The 16,509-nt window shown below is 65.9% G+C and carries 17 protein-coding genes; 8 read left to right on the forward strand and 9 right to left on the reverse strand.

Translation table 11 applies throughout. The features are described 5' to 3' along the window. Positions 1-77: 77 nt before the first annotated feature. The 6 genes from ABT063_RS48250 to ABT063_RS48275 all read right to left on the reverse strand — a co-directional run bounded on the left by ABT063_RS48250 (position 78) and on the right by ABT063_RS48275 (position 6,260). Positions 78-863, reverse strand: a complete 786-nt coding sequence (locus ABT063_RS48250) for a hypothetical protein (protein WP_351067907.1) — start codon at positions 861-863, stop codon at positions 78-80. Positions 864-870: 7 nt separating this feature from the next. Then, positions 871-1,797 (reverse strand): radical SAM protein, encoded by a 927-nt coding sequence (locus ABT063_RS48255; RefSeq protein WP_351067909.1) that lies wholly within the window; start codon positions 1,795-1,797, stop codon positions 871-873. Next, positions 1,773-3,074, reverse strand: a complete 1,302-nt coding sequence (locus ABT063_RS48260) for a radical SAM protein (protein ID WP_351067911.1) — start codon at positions 3,072-3,074, stop codon at positions 1,773-1,775. The genes ABT063_RS48255 and ABT063_RS48260 overlap by 25 nt, the downstream gene beginning before the upstream one ends. Before the next feature lie 5 nt (positions 3,075-3,079). Then, positions 3,080-3,436, reverse strand: coding sequence for a hypothetical protein (locus tag ABT063_RS48265; protein ID WP_099964115.1), 357 nt, complete (start codon positions 3,434-3,436; stop codon positions 3,080-3,082). 477 nt (positions 3,437-3,913) lie between these two features. Further along, positions 3,914-4,498: a helix-turn-helix domain-containing protein gene (locus tag ABT063_RS48270; protein WP_351067914.1), complete on the reverse strand. Its 585-nt coding sequence runs from the start codon at positions 4,496-4,498 to the stop codon at positions 3,914-3,916. Between the two features lie 559 nt (positions 4,499-5,057). Continuing rightward, on the reverse strand, positions 5,058-6,260 hold the full coding sequence (locus tag ABT063_RS48275; RefSeq protein WP_351067916.1) for a helix-turn-helix domain-containing protein: 1,203 nt from the start codon (positions 6,258-6,260) through the stop codon (positions 5,058-5,060). A 173-nt stretch (positions 6,261-6,433) separates the two neighbouring features. On the opposite strand from ABT063_RS48275, the gene ABT063_RS48280 reads away from it, so the two are divergent. Further along, positions 6,434-7,099: a YdcF family protein gene (locus ABT063_RS48280; protein ID WP_193380647.1), complete on the forward strand. Its 666-nt coding sequence runs from the start codon at positions 6,434-6,436 to the stop codon at positions 7,097-7,099. Positions 7,100-7,157: 58 nt separating this feature from the next. Continuing rightward, positions 7,158-8,108, forward strand: a complete 951-nt coding sequence (locus ABT063_RS48285) for an FAD-dependent oxidoreductase (RefSeq protein ID WP_351067917.1) — start codon at positions 7,158-7,160, stop codon at positions 8,106-8,108. A gap of 45 nt (positions 8,109-8,153) precedes the next feature. Here the strand turns inward: ABT063_RS48285 and ABT063_RS48290 are convergent, their stop codons facing one another. The 3 genes from ABT063_RS48290 to ABT063_RS48300 all read right to left on the reverse strand — a co-directional run bounded on the left by ABT063_RS48290 (position 8,154) and on the right by ABT063_RS48300 (position 11,342). Then, entirely contained in the window at positions 8,154-8,927 is a 774-nt protein-coding gene (locus tag ABT063_RS48290) for a phosphotransferase family protein (RefSeq protein ID WP_351067919.1), read from the reverse strand. Between the two features lie 98 nt (positions 8,928-9,025). Then, a complete protein-coding gene (locus ABT063_RS48295) occupies positions 9,026-10,462 on the reverse strand; it encodes a helix-turn-helix domain-containing protein (RefSeq protein ID WP_351067921.1) in 1,437 nt (478 codons plus the stop codon). A 148-nt stretch (positions 10,463-10,610) separates the two neighbouring features. Next, positions 10,611-11,342, reverse strand: coding sequence for an HAD family hydrolase (locus ABT063_RS48300; RefSeq protein WP_351067924.1), 732 nt, complete (start codon positions 11,340-11,342; stop codon positions 10,611-10,613). A 936-nt stretch (positions 11,343-12,278) separates the two neighbouring features. Between ABT063_RS48300 and ABT063_RS48305 the strand changes: the two genes are divergently transcribed. The 6 genes from ABT063_RS48305 to ABT063_RS48330 all read left to right on the forward strand — a co-directional run bounded on the left by ABT063_RS48305 (position 12,279) and on the right by ABT063_RS48330 (position 16,504). Beyond that, positions 12,279-12,473, forward strand: coding sequence for a hypothetical protein (locus ABT063_RS48305; protein WP_351067926.1), 195 nt, complete (start codon positions 12,279-12,281; stop codon positions 12,471-12,473). A gap of 133 nt (positions 12,474-12,606) precedes the next feature. Continuing rightward, a complete protein-coding gene (locus ABT063_RS48310; protein ID WP_351067929.1) occupies positions 12,607-13,932 on the forward strand; it encodes an ATP-binding protein in 1,326 nt (441 codons plus the stop codon). Next, positions 13,929-14,348 carry a roadblock/LC7 domain-containing protein gene (locus ABT063_RS48315; RefSeq protein ID WP_351067932.1) on the forward strand — a complete coding sequence of 140 codons (420 nt, stop codon included), beginning with the start codon at positions 13,929-13,931 and terminating at the stop codon, positions 14,346-14,348. Before ABT063_RS48310 ends, ABT063_RS48315 begins: the two co-directional genes overlap by 4 nt. Next, a complete protein-coding gene (locus tag ABT063_RS48320) occupies positions 14,345-14,692 on the forward strand; it encodes a DUF742 domain-containing protein (RefSeq protein ID WP_351067935.1) in 348 nt (115 codons plus the stop codon). Before ABT063_RS48315 ends, ABT063_RS48320 begins: the two co-directional genes overlap by 4 nt. Then, positions 14,670-15,272 carry a GTP-binding protein gene (locus tag ABT063_RS48325; protein WP_351067937.1) on the forward strand — a complete coding sequence of 201 codons (603 nt, stop codon included), beginning with the start codon at positions 14,670-14,672 and terminating at the stop codon, positions 15,270-15,272. The genes ABT063_RS48320 and ABT063_RS48325 overlap by 23 nt, the downstream gene beginning before the upstream one ends. A gap of 62 nt (positions 15,273-15,334) precedes the next feature. Continuing rightward, positions 15,335-16,504, forward strand: coding sequence for a cytochrome P450 family protein (locus tag ABT063_RS48330; protein ID WP_351067939.1), 1,170 nt, complete (start codon positions 15,335-15,337; stop codon positions 16,502-16,504). Positions 16,505-16,509 lie beyond the last annotated feature (5 nt).

Genomic DNA, 16,509 nt, shown 5'->3' on the forward strand with positions numbered 1-16,509 from the left:
GTCATGCGGCTGGGTTTCCTGGCCGTACTGTGGCTGTTCGTGTGCCCCCTCTGGAGGGTGCAGCGGCCCCGACCTGGTCAGTAGCGAACGTTTCGCAGATCGAGCTTCCACGCCTCGTCGGGGTGCTGGTCCCAGTAGGCGCGGAGTGCCAATTCTCGGTCCGCGAAGCGGCCTTGGTGGCACAGGCCGCCGTGGGAGAGGGTCACGCTCATGGCGAGCGGGGACTCGGTGGTCACCCAGTGCGGGGTCAGGGCGTGGCTCCACAGTCGGTCACCGGGCCCCATCCGTACGGACTCGCGGTCGGCCGGGTCGTGTTCGGGCGGTTCCTCTGCGGTGGTCTCGCCCACCACAGCGGCCTCGGCCGTGAGGTACTTGTCGGGGTCCCTGTAGCTGTGGAAGGTCTTCGTGCCCTCGACCTGCCACACGAGCCCGTGCGAGTTGTCGTTATGGTACGTCGATGAGGCACCGCCCGTGGAGATGAACAGCAGCGGCGCGCACCGTTGCCACGTGAACCCCCAGCTCGACAGCCGGGTTCGCCAGGGGACCATGACCTGCTCCTGGAATCCGCTGAGGAGTCCGTCGTAGAAGCGGGTGAGGTTGAAGTGGACGAGGCGGAACGTCCAGGTGGCCACTTCTTCGACCGGGGCTGTGCGGAAGGCCGACGTACGGTCCATGCGTACGGACCAGTCCTCGTCTCCGAGGATGGTGAAGCGCACTTCCTCGTCCTGCCGGACGGCGTCGAGGACGTCAAGGGCGGGCGGGAAGCTGAAGCCGGTGGCGGTGAGGACGTTGCTGACACGCTTGTTGGGAGGGGTCCGCCACCGTTCGATGAACTCTTCTGGTGTGGTGACTGGGGTCGTCATCGTCCACTCACGGGGTGTCGTCGGCGCGGCAGATGGCCGCGCACTCTGGGGTGGTCCGGTCCTGCGGTTCGGCGTGGAGAAAGCGACTGATCTCCGCGCGAGGCGCGCGCACGCTCACCCCCGTTTTGCCGTAGGGGCAGCGGCGGATCTCGCCGCTTGCGGACACGTACAGCGTCGCGGACGCGCAGGAGGGCCGTCGCGCGGGGTACAGGTGCATGGCTCGCAGGGCAGTGAGGTACTCCTGGAACCGCGGGGTGAGCTGGAAGTAGCGTCCGAGAAGGTCGGCGTCCTCCCGCTGCTGGGCCAGGTAGTTGTAGAAGGTCGAGCCGGCACGCTGGCGTGCCGTGTCGTCGAGCGCCACCGGGCTGAGCTGGATCTGGACTCCTGACTTCTCGACGCGCTCGTAGATGTCCTGGCACTCCTGGACTGTGAGCTTCCAGTACGTGAGGTGGAGAACTCTTTCTGCCGTGGGGACCTGATCGAGCGTCGCGATCGCCGACGCCACGGAACGGGTGGTGCGCCCGAGTTCCATGGCGCCGGCCGAGTCGGCGGACACGGTGACGTTCGCGAGCAGGCGCGCGCTGTCGGCCAACCGGTCTACGTCTTCGGGGTCTCGGACCGAGGTGACGATCGACACGGGAATCCCGAACTGGTGGGCGAGCCGTACGAGCTGGCGGAGGTGGGGGTGGTGCGTGGGTTCGCCGCCGGTCAGGCAGATCGCTTCGACACCCGTCTCCTTCAGCCGGGAGAGTGCCCGGGTGTATGTGGGGATGTCGAGGAAACCGTGGGCCCGGTCTGCTCGGAAGCAGAATCCGCAGGCGATCTTGCAGTGGCCGGCGGTGCTGATGAGCGCGGAGCGGAACCGCTGCCGGGCCGGCGAGGGAGGGTGCTCGGGGCTGGTGACGGTGTTCACTGCACCCCCGTGCTGTCCCATACGGCGATCTCCACGGTGCTCTCGTAGAAGTCGCACATCTGCGGGTCCGGCCGGTCTCCGCGAATCAGGAGCTGTTCGTTGCGTGAGGGGCCCCCGCAGATCGCCAGAGCCGGGCACTGGCCACACTCGGGGATGGGGGCGACGTTCTTGGCGATGCCGCCCAGCAGGTTCGGGTCCGCACGCAGTTCGTCGAGGGTGTGCAGGAAGGAGGGTGCGGTGAAGTTGATGTCGCAGAGGCTGACTCGGTTGCCGGGCAGCAGGGCAACGTTCAGGGTCCGGTCGCTCTGGATGTGGTCGAAGAGCATGGGGCGGCGCCGGTCGAGGGCCTGGAATGCCCGGTCGAGGACGGAGAACATCATCCCGCCACGCCCGAGGGCGACGAGGCGTGCTTGGTACAGCTCCCTGGCCAGCTCCCTGCCCTTGACCGTCCAGCGTCCGCTGGTGGGTATCGGGGTGTTGGCGTAGATGAACTTCAACCCGAGGTCGTCGATGATCCACGTGACGGTTTCGGCCAGGCGGCCGATGTTCGCGGGTGTGGGGGTGAGGTTGCAGCCCACATGGATGCCGCCTGCGTCGAGGAGCCGGCGGACGTTGCGCCGAATCCGGTCGTCGGCCGGTTGGCCGCCCAGGAGCCGCCGGTGCTCGGCGTTGATGGCGGGCGGTCCGTCGATCGAGATCCCGACGCCGTACTCGTACCGGGCGAAGTGCTCGATCATGGCGTCGGTGATGCGGGCCCCGTTGGTGACGACTGTTCGGCGGACCCGTTTGACGTCGTACCGCGCGGCGAGAGAGTCCGCGAGGGTGTCCCCGTGCTGCATCAGGTCGAACCGGGTCGTCGGTTCGCCGCCGAACCACTGGATGGCTACCTCGTCGCGACCGGCGTTCGTCTCGAAGAGGTAGGTCAGGCCGTCGGCGATTTCCTGCTCGGTCATGTCCGGCTTGCCGGTGTTGGTCTCGACGAAGCAGTAGCTGCACTTCATGTTGCAGGCGTCGGTGAGGACGACGCGTAAGCCGCTGATCCGTACGGGGACGGGATTCAGGTCGAGTTGGTGGAGCCGGTTATGGAGTGCTTCACGCTGATCAGCGCGAGGGCTGTCGGGCGTGAAGCCGAGCTCGGCGAGAGCTTTGTGGGTCGCGGTCGGGGGAACCGCGGAGAGGTCGGTGACCTCCCCGCGGTCGAGGTACACACTGTCCAGCGTGACCGGGTCGAGGAGGGCGCCCTCGCCATCCCGGACGTACTGGATGTACTTCCCCCACAGGAGCTGTGAGGTGACCATCTGTGTTACGCGGCTTCCTCTTCGAGGATGCCGCGCTCGGCCATGACCTTGCGGACGAGCTCCTCGCCGGCGGCCTGCAGCTGTGCTGAGGCCTCCGGTGAGCCTCCGTCGGCGAGGACGATCACACCGGGGAGGGTCGGGTTCGGGGCGATGACCGTGATGCCGGCGGGCTCGGTGCTGACCACCATGATGGCGTTCTCGACCGGGACCCAGTCCGCCTGATCCTTCACCGCTTCCAGGATCTCGGCCTGCTTGGCCTGGAAGGCGTCACGCTCGCCCATCCAGACTCCGGCCTTCTGCTTGGAATCGACGACGTCGGCGTAGAGCAGGTGATCGTTCTTGTTTCGTCGTGGTGTCGGCATGGCACTCATCTCCTATCGCTGGCGCGGCGCATTTCGGATCTGATGTCGTGCTGTGCAGGCCTGGAGTTCGGGCCCCTCATGAGGGTGCTCCGGATTCGCAGGGCGAGCACATCTCGGGGGTGATATCACGGAGGTGATATCCGCGGGATCACGCGAGTACGCTAAGTTGCAATCCTTCGACTGCTGACACGCACTGGCCCGCCCGTCGATCTAATCGTCCGGGGCACCCGACCACGTCCCCATACGGGCCTTGCAAGGTATCGATGCCTGGCTCGGCGAGCCGTAGGCGGTGCGATCTGACCGACGGACTTATCAGCTATCTTCGTCGATCTCGTTTGAATCCTCGGATGCCGGACGCAATAGCACCGCTCGGGTCTTCCGACGGTTCTGGCCACGGAAGTGGCCAAAAGGCCCTCCTTCCCTTCTACGCGAACAGCACCCTCTCGATGTCGCTGGAGTGGTCTACCGGGCCGAGCGTCACGCCGGCCATCCCCCCTTCTTCCCTGTGAGTGACGGGCCGCACGGTCGGCCTTCCGCTGTCGGCGGTTGGAGCATGGGGCCGGTGAGTTCCGCCGGAGTGTTGAGTCCAGCAAGTAGTTCGACGATCTTGTCGATGTTGGTGAGTCTTCGTACCCCTGACTCCAGCATGGACAGAAAGGCTTGGCTCAGACCCGTGAGCTCCGCCATATCACTCTGGCGTAGTGAGCTTCCGATTCGCACAAGGTGGCACACTCGGCCAAAGTCACGGGCCCAGAGAGCTTCCCGGACGTCTACTCGCTGCCAAACCTCTGGCTCCACCTGGGGCGGTAGCGAAGGGGTAGCTGGTACATGTCGCGAACAAGCGCTGCAGAACGGCTCATTGTTGTATCGGCTCAGGGGGCGTCGACACCATCGACACTGGCGTCCATGCCGCTCAGTGGTATCCGTCTCAGACGAGGACGAGGGGCTTCCTTCCCGTATCCCCGTCTCAACCGTCTTTGCGCCTGCGAGTGTCGGGATCCTGCGGGTTCCCTCGTCTACTGCTAAGGCGAGCGGAAAGCGATGGCTGGCATCAGTCGACATCGGGGGCACCGGTCTGCGACGGAAAGTCGATCTCTGCCCACGCCGATGCACCAAGCCGGATAGGGTCGTTCATTTTCCACCGGTCGGCCATGGCATCTACGAGCCTCAGCCGGGGATTTCTATCTGGCTCCGAGGAACTTGCCGTCAACTGGCGGAATTCGTGGACTGTGTCAGACACCTCTATGCGCAGGCCACTTCCGACTCGCAGATACCGAGTCTCGATCTCTGCGTCCGGCCGCGCAACACCATGGCGTACCGCGTCGGTTAAGAGCTCCGAGAGAACGAGAACGGCTGGGTCTTCAATACTTGATAGACCCCAACCGTCCAGCACCTTACGGAGTTCACGGCGCGCAAGGCCGACGCAGCGCGGATGGCGACTCCAGCGGAGCACCACCGCACTTCTGTTCTTGGGACCGACGCCATCATCCGGCTGGTAGGTCACAGGCACTGCGATGCCTCCCCGTACAAGTGGCTTGGTCGCAACGACCGTAGAAGCCGATGGGGAGGCGGACCCGGAAGAATTTTCCGGGTCTGCCAACGAACCTCTCTACAGCAAGCTCTACTTGATGGCGCCGAGCCGCATGGCCAGGTCCTGGACATCCTGACGGCGGGATCGCTTGTGGAGCCGACGAGCTAGGTCCCGAGCGAACTCATGTGCCTTGATCTGCTCGGGAGCGGTTCGGTAGGCGCGCTTGAGATGGTCTATCGCCTCATCTGTCCGCCCTGCCTCAGCATAGGCACGGGCAACATCCAGTCGCGCCCGCCCCCGTCGTTCTACCGGCAGTCCTGCCGCTCTGACTCTCGGCGCTACGTCCACGGCCAGTTGGACGTCCTCGAATTCCAGGGCGAGCGCCAGCCGGTGGATCTCTACGTTGCCGGGCCCGAAGGAGGTCCACATCGCGTTGGAGTCGCCGCCGAGCAGGTGCGCTGCTTCTTGGGCTTTACCCATCATGTGATCTGCCAGCGCCCGGTTCCGCATCCGGGCTGCTGCGACGGCTCCGTTGAGGAACAGGGTCCCGTACAGGGAGAGAGAAGCCGGCGTGGAGCGCCACCAACCGGGTTCGAGGTCGTCTGCCGCGTCGAGGGTGACGTTCACCGCCTCTGCCGGCATGCCGGCGCCGAGTTGAACATGCGCGACACCTCGGCGCAGAGCGAGCATTGTGGCGGGGTCTTCGGACTCTGCGGCCGCCATGTCGCCTTGGTCTACAGCGGTCCAGGCCAGGTTGGTCTCACCCACCTTTCGTAGAAGTACCGCTGCCACGTGGCAGGTCAGTGCGAACAATCGGAGTGCTTCGACGTGTTCGGCGCCAGCCGTGCGCTCCTGTGTTGCCAGCCGGGCGTCCGCGAGTAGCCCGGGCAAGCACTCTCCAAGGCGCGCGAACTGGCAATCCTGAAAGAGCCGCCAGGCTTCGTCGACTGCGAACGAGAGACGTTCGAGGCGCACGGTTTCACGGCCGTCGTACAGCGAGCCCGCCAGCCGTCGCGACTGCATGAGTGCGGTGCGAATCGCCGGGATGCTGGCCGCGTGACGACCGCGGTCGTCCAAGAGCGTCGGCGTGCCCTGAAGGTCCTCAACGTGCACTCGCAGAGCGTGTGCCAGGTCCGCGAGCATCTTCACGTTATTCACCGGTATGCGTTCGGACTCGATCCGGTACACCCAGTCCTCAGAGCGTCCCAGAAGTTCGCCGAGCTGCCTTTGGCTCAGACCTCGGCGTTTCCGGTAGAACCGGACTCGCTTGCCGAACGGAAGATGGTCGGTCATTCCCCGCATTGGCGTGCTCCCCTCAGCCTGCTCGATCGAGTTTCACACGGCGTGAGCGCGCGGGAACAGGAGAACCATCATCTGACGGCGCGTGTGATCTGGAACGTAGGCTGACCCCATCGGAGGGCAACAGCGGGGAGCAGGTCCTCGGCGAACATGGAGGGCGAGAGCAAGTGATCTCAACGCAGGCATGGGCGGATGCTCGGCGGCTGTGGGACTTCCAGCAGATGGGTCACGAGCTGCGACCTTGCTCCGTGGCGATCGGACTCGGCAGCCATGACCTCGGAGTGGCCGACACCACCGCAGACCTCTACCACCGTGGCATGGCGCCGCTCATCGTCTTCACCGGAGCGACCAGCCGTACGACGCGTGAGCGGATGCCCCGAGGTGAGGCCGAACACTATCGGGACCGTGCGGTGGCGCTCGGGGTGCCTGAGAGCGCCATCATCGTCGAGCCGAAGGCCCGGAACACGGGCCAGAACATCCGTTTCTCCCGCGCTCTGCTCGAAGCACAGCGTGTTCCCGTCTCGTCAGTCCTGCTGGTCAGCAAGCCGTACGAGGAGCGACGGGCCTACGCGACGGCGCGAAAGCTCTGGCCGGATGTCGAGTGGGTGAGCGCCTCCACGCCCATGGCGCTCTCCGAGTACGTCGATTCGATCCAGGATGCCCGTCTGGTCATCGACATGCTGGTGGGGGCCCAGCAGCGGCTCATGGTGTACCCGCAACAAGGGTTCATGATCGAGCAGGCGATTCCCGACGACGTGGCGGCGGCTTTCGAACGGTTGCGTAGCGACGGCTTCACGAGCCGACTCGTATCGGAAGAGGCGGAACGGGCCTGAGCGTCGGTCCACCCCGCCTCAGAGGAGCCCGCGCCTGGCGGCAGGCTACGGTCGATCTATGTCTGTGGGTACGAGAATCGCTGTTGTCGGTGGGGGCGTCTCTGGCCTGACCACGGGTGTTGCCCTCCTCGAAGCAGGGGTGCCCGTACAGCTGGTGGCGGCAGAGATCCCTGGTCCTACGTCCCTCGCTGCTGGGGCGATGTGGGGGCCGTACCTTGTCGAACCGTGGGCACGAGTACGCGAGTGGAGTCTCACCTCCCTCAGCGAATTCCGAAGCCTCGCAGACGACCCGACGACCGGCGTGCGCATGGTCAGCGGGACCGAGGCGGCTCGCAATCCCACGCCGGCGCCTGAGTGGAGCACGATGCTGCCTGACTTCCGCATGTGCGAACCGGACGAGTTGCCCGCCGGTTTCGCAAGCGGCTACCGGTTCACGGTGCCTCTCATCGATATGCCGGTCTACCTGGATTACCTGCTCCGCCGTTTCAAGAAGGCGGGAGGGACGGTGCAGCACGCGGTGATCGGTTCACTGGACGAATTCGAAGATGCCTCCGTGATCGTTAACTGTGCCGGTCTGGGAGGCGGGGAACTCGCTGGGGACCCCGATGTCCGACCGATGCGGGGTCAGCACGTGGTCGTGGAGAACCCCGGCATCACGGAGTTCTTCTCCGAGGACACGGGTCCGTCTTCCGATCTCCTCTGCATCTACCCGCACGGCGACACAGTGGTACTTGGCGGAACCGCGCTCGACGGTGAGGCGGGTCTGCAGGACGATCCCGAAGCCGCTCGAGCCATCCTGGACCGCAGCGCTTCGATCAGACCCGCACTGGCGAAAGCACGCGTCGTCGCCCACCGAGTGGGGGCCAGGCCCACTCGTCCCGAAGTGCGCGTCGAGGCGGAGAACCACGGAAAAGGATCACCGTGCTCCACAACTACGGACACGGCGGAAGCGGCGTCACGCTGTCGTGGGGCTGCGCACGCGAGATCGTCGGTATGGTGGCCACGATGAATGCGCCGTGAATTGGTGCCTGGCCTTCGAGAGTCCTGTGCTCTTTCAGGCGGCGCCCCATTGAGCTTGGGTATCCATGTTTCTGAGCGTCTCAATACGGTACGACAACTGCTGGGTAGCAGCAGTATCTCCTTGATCCGCGCGTCGAATGAAGGACCCGAGTGTGTGAAGGTCTCGGATTTCACAGAGAACCGATTGACCAGACCACTGCCGGAAGTCGTAGCCGTACCGTTCGCTGAAATCATCCAGTTGTCCGACGCTTCGCCCGAAGCGGACTCCTTGGAACGTATTAGCCAAGTCGATCTCTCGCGGGCCGAATGCCGCCTCGTCCCAGTCTCCGAGCCTTACGTCCTCGCCGTCCCAGAGCGTGTTGCCCGGATATGCGTCGCCGTGGATGTGCCCCTGCCCCAAGGGAAATTCCAGCTGTTCGTATGCGTGGAGGAGATCCTGCCTGCGCTCCATGAGCCACACCCGTTCGTTCGACGCCAGGTAGGTACTGGCTTCCACGGCGGTCTTGAGTGAGGCAAGCGGTTGGTGCCGCGGCAGTGACACCGGCGGGGACGGTAGGGAATGCAGCGTTCTCAGTAGATCGCCCAACCGCCCGGGCGGAGGTGCGCCGTGTTCCGGTTGCGGGTAGTGCCGCCAGATCGTGACAACATATGGGTCGTATGCCACCGGCTGGGGTACATCCACAGGCTCTGTCGCCGGGAAGTCGTTCGCGACGAGCCAGCGCGTGAGGGCGACGGCGGTCGCGAGGCGCTGCTGCTGTGAGGCGGGACTGACGCGCACCACAACGCCTTCCGCGGCGAGCAGGAACACGGACGTGGCGTGGTGGTGAAGCGGGACGAGGGAGCGGTCTGTCAGACCTGACGCCTGGCAGGCCTTGCGGGCGGCGGACTCGGGAGAGACCGTCATTGTCATGAGGTGAGGGCCTTCGCTCTCGTGTCGATCACCTGATAGCCGCGAGTGGCGTCGGCGAGCTCGCGAGCAACCCGGCTCCGGGCGAACCGTGGTTCTTCGAGAAGCCTAGCTACTCCCTGCACAGCGTCGCCGAGCTGTCGGATACGACGGTCGCCCGGCAGTTCCAGGATGGGCTGTAGCTGCTCGCCGGCTCCCTCGATCTCCCCTGCGGCGATGCGCGCTGTGACGATGTCCAGGCGCGCCAGGGCTTCGTCGCCGTACGACCGCTGCTCCTTCGGGCCCATCTCGTACAGATCGATCGCGGCGGCGGCGTGCTGCTCGGCCCTCTCGTATTCGCCGAGGAGCGCGTAGGTTCCGCCGATGTAGTACTCCTGCTTAGCTTCCGGGAAAGTGAGCAGCCCCCCGAATCGAGTGAGTCCGGTGAGGGCTGTTTGCTGCTCGCGGGCGTGCTCAAGTTCCTTGAGTGCTGCCAGTGCCGTGTTCCGGTCTCCGACGCGTGCCGCAGCTCTGGCCCCGATCGCCGCGGTTCTGACCCGGGTCTCGCCGACGGGGGCCAGCCGGATCGCCTGTTGTGTGTACTCGATGGCTGCGTGCTGATGAATTGACCACTCTGCGATCAGTGCGGCTGTGCCCTTGACCCATGCCCGAAGATCGTCGTGGTCGGCATGCTCGGCGAGGGTCCCGGCCGTCTGGAGTTGGGCGACAGCGGAGTCCTGGTCACCGAGATTCTGTGACGCGTGGGCGAGGAGCAGACAGCTCGTGCCGGCGAGGAGGTACAGCTCGCGGGTTTGGCCCGGGGGCTGGTGGCCGCCCAGCAGCGAGAAGAGTTGGTCTCTCGTCGACAGCAGGTCGTGGAAGAGCGGGTACAGCGGAGCGTGGACGTAGTCCGTCGCGATCCGGGTGATCCTGGACTCCAGCCCCTCAAGCTCGACGTCGCTCACGTTGCTCTTCGTGACCACTTCCGCGAACTGCAGCGACTGGGCCGCAGCTTGTGTCGCGAGCTCATAGACGTCCATTGTCTGCTCGCCGGTCGCGAGCTGGAGATCGACTGCGGGTGGCCCTGGGTACGGCAACGGCAATGGCGTGGGGGCTGCGTGATGCTCACGGAACGGTGGGGGGAGCAAGGCGTCGGGCGTTTCGATGCCGTTGAGGAACCTTGCGACCTTGTCGAGGCTCGTCAGCCGGCGGGTGCCTGCTTCGAGCATGGACAGGAAACCCTGGCTGAGCCCCGTCATGTGGGCCATGTCGTCCTGGCGGAGCTTCGCCCGCTCTCGGATGAGGCGGCTCGCGCGCCCGAAGTCCCATGCCGCGATGGCGGAGTGGACTTCCGGATGCTGCCAGACAGTGTCTGGAACGCGGCGTTGAAGGCGGGAGTCGAGAAGCCTGACGCGCCCGCACGCGGAACACCAGTCCTCGTCGTTGTACTGGCTCAAGCGGCATCCGCAGTCAGCGCATACGCGAGCGTGCCTTGGCATCGCACCCCCGTTTCTCGTCTGCGCCCGACAGCGTAGGCGGGGTACGCGCGTGCCGGTATCACTCAGGTAATACGGGCAGTTGAGGCACCCTGGCGGGCAGCCGCCATCAGGCACGGCCGAGGGTCGCCTTGACGATCGCGTCCAGGAGCCGTGGGACGTCTTCGAGACTGTCGAGGACCACGTCGGCTCCGGCCGTGGAGAGTTCGGCGGCGGTGGTCTTGCCGGACGCGACTCCAATCACAGGAGCGCCGCCTTCAAGCCCGGTACGGACGTCTTCGAGGGAATCTCCGATGATGACCGTGTCGGCGCGGCTGAAGGCGGTGGTTCCGTACTTGGCCTGGGCTCGTTCCTGTGCGACGGAGACGAGAGCCGGGCGGTGGTCGTCGTCCGAGGAGTATCCGCCGATCTCCGTGTCAAGGAACCCGTCGAGGTGGAACGCTTCGAGCTTCAGCAGCGCGTTGGGCTTGAGGTTTCCTGTGACGACGGTAGGAACGCAGCCCGGTTGTGCGTGCACGGCCTTGAGTGCGTCCACGGCGCCAGGCAGGAGCACGCCTTGCTCACGAAGGTCGTCGGCGTGCGCGGCGAGGCGCTGCGGCAAGAGTTCCACCATGCGCGGCACCAGGCCGGGGACGTCTGCTTCGGGGACGCCGTTGTCCAGGAGCAGGGATCGAATGGCCAGGGGCATGGTGACGCCGGTGCCGCGGGCCGGAAGGCGTTCCGCGGGGCGGCCGACGATCTCGGCGAAGGTCTCCCGGTACACCTGCCGGTCGATGTCGCCGACGTACAGCAGCGTGCGGTCGATGTCCCACAGCACAAGAATCTGCCTGGCGTCGGTCAAGTTCGGCTCCCTGCTGCCGTCACGGCGGCGCGCCGCTCCAATACGTCTTGAGCGTACGGGCTGTGGGCGACGGGTGGAGTTGTTGGATCATGCTCGTGACGTGACTGTTCGAACTGTGCCGACTGAAGCTTCTCGGCGAGACCGAGGACCTCGCATGCCGTGGCGCAGCCGGCTTCGAGGTCGCCCTGCTCGATGTGGGCGGTTGCGACGCGGGAAAGGAACAGGCCCCTGGTCGGGCCTTTCCGGAACCGAAATCACCTCAGTGATATCACCCTCGGAATGTGCGTAATCGCCTTTCGGTAAACAGTCTTAGGGATCAGCCAACGTCCTTGTGACAGCAGTCGCTTGGTCAAGCGGCTCAGTCAGTGTGTCCGGACGCACAGGAGATCCCGGTGATTGCCTCGCCAGGCCGAGTTCAAGCCGTCCCTGATCCGCCCGCCGCCCAGCAGCCAGTCGCACCTGTCGTGCCGCTGGCCCGCTGGCAGCGGTTGCAGCGCCGCCCCCTCCCACCGGAGTCGGCATTGCCGCTCGCGCAGACCGAACTGCCCTGGAGGATCCAGCTCGCGTCCCACCCGCTGCCGCGACTCGGGCCTGTCGATGTCGTACAGGCGGGACTGCTCGTTGGGTTACGTGCAGTCGAGGGTGCCCGAATCCGGGGACTCCCTGTGGGGCCGGTGCTCTGCTGCCACGCGCACTCCCGGATCCACATCCCGGTCGAAGCAGGCGCGGCAGACCGGTGGCACGCTCCACAGACGCTTTGTCGGTCGGGCCGCATGTGGGAATGCACGCTCGACGGACAGGCCGCCGGGTACTTGCGCTGCGCGACGGTATGGCTGCTTCCCCCTGACGGACGTCCAGAAGGCACCGACAGCGCCGCGCTCCTTCACTGGCTGGCCCTGACACGGTCGGCCGGCGCGCGCAACAGGGTGATGTCGTATGGCGGTTAGCATCTCGGCCGTCGTCCTCCTCGGGATCATCACGTTCCTGCTCATCAAGAAGGGCGGGCTGAAGGCGGCGCACGCGATCGTCTGCACGCTCTTCGGCTTCTACCTCGCCAGTTCGTCGATCGCGCCAACGATCTCCAAGGCCACGACGAGCCTCGTGGACATGATCGGCGGGATCAAGTTCTAGGCGCCCCGCCGACGACTTCCGTGACATGGGGCAGCCGGCTTTCGTCTCCGCTCAACCCGCCAGTCGGGCGGTCCCTCGATTCACCGGTCCCGTGCTCTGTCGCTGTCCCCTTCGACCCACATTGAGAGAACCGATGAGACACGAAACAGCCGTCGCGGCATCCATTGGCCTGGCCGCCGTGCTCGTTGTCGCGCTCGGGCTGGCTGCATACTTCGCCTGGCTGTCCGCCAAGCACCGTGCCCAGGCCACGCATTGGCAAGAGTTCGCCGCTGCCCAGGACATGGCCCTGATCGCGCTGATCTCACAGGGCCTTGAACCAGTCACGGGCTCGCTCCAGAGGCCACAGCCGACGTCGGCAGAGTTCGTGGTCCCGGACTGTCTCGCCGGGTCCGCCTTCGTGGAGAACCTCCGCGTGCTCGGCGAGCGGTATGTCGCCGACCTGCACCAGGTGCAACAAGCGACTGCGGCTTCGACACGTCAGCAAGTCGAAGCCGAGGCACGCGAGTCAGCGAAGGGAGCCGTCAAGTCCTTCGCCACCGCGATGGTGAGCACCGGCATCAACGTGAGCAACGAAATCGCCCAGGCCCTCCGCCGGCATCATGGCAGTGCCGTCTTCGCGACGCTGACCAAGATCGATCACGGCATCCAGCAGATGCTGCACCAGGCACAGTCCTACGTCGTGCTTGCTGGAGGGCTGCTCGGGCAGAGGTGGCCCGCCAGCGCACTCACGGACGTTGTCGGGGCGGCCCAAGGGGCGATCCCTGACTACGCGCGCATCCAGCCGTACGCGTCGGACCGGGCAGTGATCGCCCGCATGGTCGGGCCGGTGAAGCTGATTCTGAGCCACCTGCTCGACAACGCCGCCCGCTATTCGCCGCCCCAGACCCACGTGGAGGTGAGCGCCCAGCACGGCCACCACGGAGTCACTCTCCTCATCGACGACGCTGGCAAGCGCATGAGCGAGGAGCAGTTGGAGCGGGCGCGGCGCATCCTGGACGGCCGCCAGGAGGTCGACATCCTCAACATGGAGGCGCATCCGAGGGCCGGCTTCCCGGTGATCGCGCTCCTTGCCCGCCGGTATGGCATCAAGGTGGTGCTGTCGGACTCCAACCGCTACGGCGGCATGTGCGCCTCGGTCTTCCTGCCCGAGGCCCATCTCACCACCGCCCTGGCCGAACTCGAACCGGCCCCGCAGCCCACCAGTGTGGAAGCGCCCGCGCCTTCGCAGCCTGTGCTGACAGAGAACGGGCTGCCGACACGCACGTCTCGCCAACCGATGCATCAGCCCCAGCAGGACCCTCCTGGGCGCCGTACGAGTACCGAGCCGGCACGGCCCGCGGTCATCGGCGCGTGGCAGCAGGCAACCAGACAGGCTCGCGGCACGGCCGCAACCCCGCAGGAACACGCCCAGGACACGGCCGTCCGCACCGACCAGGAAGAAAGGTCCCTCGACTCATGACGACGCAGGCGAACAAGCTCGGCTGGATGCTCGGGGACCTTTCGAGCATGCCGGATGTCCGCTACGCAGTCCTCCTGGCCACGGATGGGCTTGCATTGGGCTACTCGGAATCTGTGGACCGCGACACGGCGGACAAGATCGCCGCATCCACCAGCGGCTTTCACTCCATCGGCGTCGCCATGGCCCCCTACACCGGCGGCAAGAAGAACGGTCTGCGCCAAGTCGTGGGCGAGTTCGACGAGGGACTCCTGTTCGTCAAGACGGTCGGCCACAACGCGTTGCTGGCGGTCTCGACGACCGAGACGGTGGACGCCGAAGTCCTTACCTACCGGATGAACGGACTGACCGAGCGCCTCGGTGCGGAACTGTCCAGCCCGGCGCGGAACCAAGGTGACGAAGGCGGCGCTCGGCCATGAGCGCTCTGCGGCGCGATCCCGACATGGTCCGAGCGTATGTCCGCACACGAGGGCACTCATCGCCGTCCCGCGACGGCCTGACTCTGACGACCCTGGTTCGCGCCGCAGACCGCCCCCTCCACGGCCTCGACGTCGAAGCCCAGCGGGTCCTGCGGATCTGCCACGGTCCGCTCGTGATCGCCGAGATCGCCTCGCTCCTCGACCTGCCACCCACCGTCGCCCTCATCGTCGTCTCTGGACTTCTCGATACCGGCCACCTCGACACCCCGGCGCCGGCACCGGCCGACCAGCCGGACATCAGCGTCATAGAGGAAGTGCTCAATGGACTCCGTGCTCTCGTCTGAGCACCAATACCTCCCCGCCACCGTGACCCGATCAGCGAAGATCCTGATCGCCGGCCACTTCGGGGCAGGGAAGACGACGCTGGTCGGCAGCGTGTCGGAAATCAGACCGCTGAGGACCGAGGAGCCGATCACAGAAGCCAGCACCGGCATCGACGACCTCGCCGGCCTGCCCAGCAAAACGGAGACGACGGTCGCTTTCGACTTCGGCCGCCGCACCCTCAGCCCCCGGCTGGCCCTCTACCTGTTCGGCACCCCAGGCCAGAACCGGTTCACTCCCTTCTGGGAGCACCTCTTGCACGGGGCACTGGGCGCGCTGGTCCTCGTCGACACCCGTCGGCTCCAAGACTCCGACACGGTCCTTGGGCTCTTCGAAGAACGCGGCCTGCCATTCGGCGTCGCCGTCAACGAATTCGAAGGCGCTCCACGATACGACCTCGACGAGATTCGGCAAGCCCTGGCCCTCGACGACGACGTGGTGCTCACCTCCTGCGACGCCCGCGACGAAGTGTCCTCCATCCACGCGCTGATCGCGTTCGTCGAATACCTCCACAGATCCAGCCGACTGGAGCACCTGTCGTGAATACGCCGCCACCGACACCGCGGACCAGCCACCACGCACCCCCAGGTCAGATGCGATTCGCCATGTACGCACCGGAATTCGCAGCCGACCCCTACCGCTTCTACGCGCAGATGCGAGAGCACCACGGAACGCTGGCCCCGGTCTACCTCGACCCCGATGTGCCTGCCACGTTGGTGATCGGCTATCAGACCGCAGTCCGCATCCTCCACGACCCCGTACGGTTCCCCGCCGACCCGCGGGTTTGGCAACAGGGCGTCCCCGCTCACTGCCCGGTCCTGCCGATGCTGGAGCACCGTCCCAACGCCCTGCGCAATTCGGGTCCGGCTCACGCTCGTTACCGTGCCGCGAACACGTCCGCCCTCGACCATGTCCGCCAGCACGAACTGCAGAACATGGTGCAGCAGATCGCCATACCTCTGATCAATGAGATCTGCGAGGTGGGACATGCGGACCTGCTGACGCAGTACGCACAACCTCTGTCGTTCCAGGTCCTCAACGCGATCCTCGGCTGCCCGCCGGAGATCGGTCAGCGTGTAGCCGGCGGGATGGCCGCGATCTTCGACGGCGTAAATGCCGAGGCCGGCAACGTCATGCTCATCGAGGCTCTCGGTGAACTCGTCGACCTCAAGCGTCGCCATCTCGGGATGGACATCACTACCGGCCTGCTGATGCACCCGACGCAGCTGAACGATCTGGAGCTGATGCACCAGCTGGTCACCCTGTACGGCGCCGGAATCGAGCCTGAACAGAACACCATTGCGAACACCCTGCGGCTGATCCTCAGCGATGAGCGGTACTCCGGCGACGTGCTGCGGGGGAGCCTCAGCGTGCGTGATGCCCTCGACGAACTGCTCTTCGTCGACCCTCCGCTGGCCAACTTCTGCGTGTCGTATCCGCCACGTCCGGTCGAGGTCGAAGGCGTCGTCCTGCCGGCCCATCAGCCGGTCGTCATCAGCATGGCCGCCTGCAACAACGACCCCACAGTCATCTCCGACCAGCGGGCCGGCAACCGCTCTCACCTGACATGGAGCGCCGGGCCCCATGCCTGCCCCGCCCAGCCCCTGGCCTACCTCATCGCCCAGGTGGCCATAGAGCAGATCCTCGACGCCCTCCCCGAAATGGAGCTCGCAGTCCCCGCCGACCACCTCACCTACCGCCCCGGCCCGTTCCACCGTTCCCTGACCGGCCTGCCGGTCCACTTCCCCCCGTCGCCGCGCCTCACTCTGACCTAGGGAGA

It is taken from the genome of Streptomyces sp. NPDC002838 (genome assembly GCF_040295365.1).
Lineage (GTDB): Bacteria > Actinomycetota > Actinomycetes > Streptomycetales > Streptomycetaceae > Streptomyces.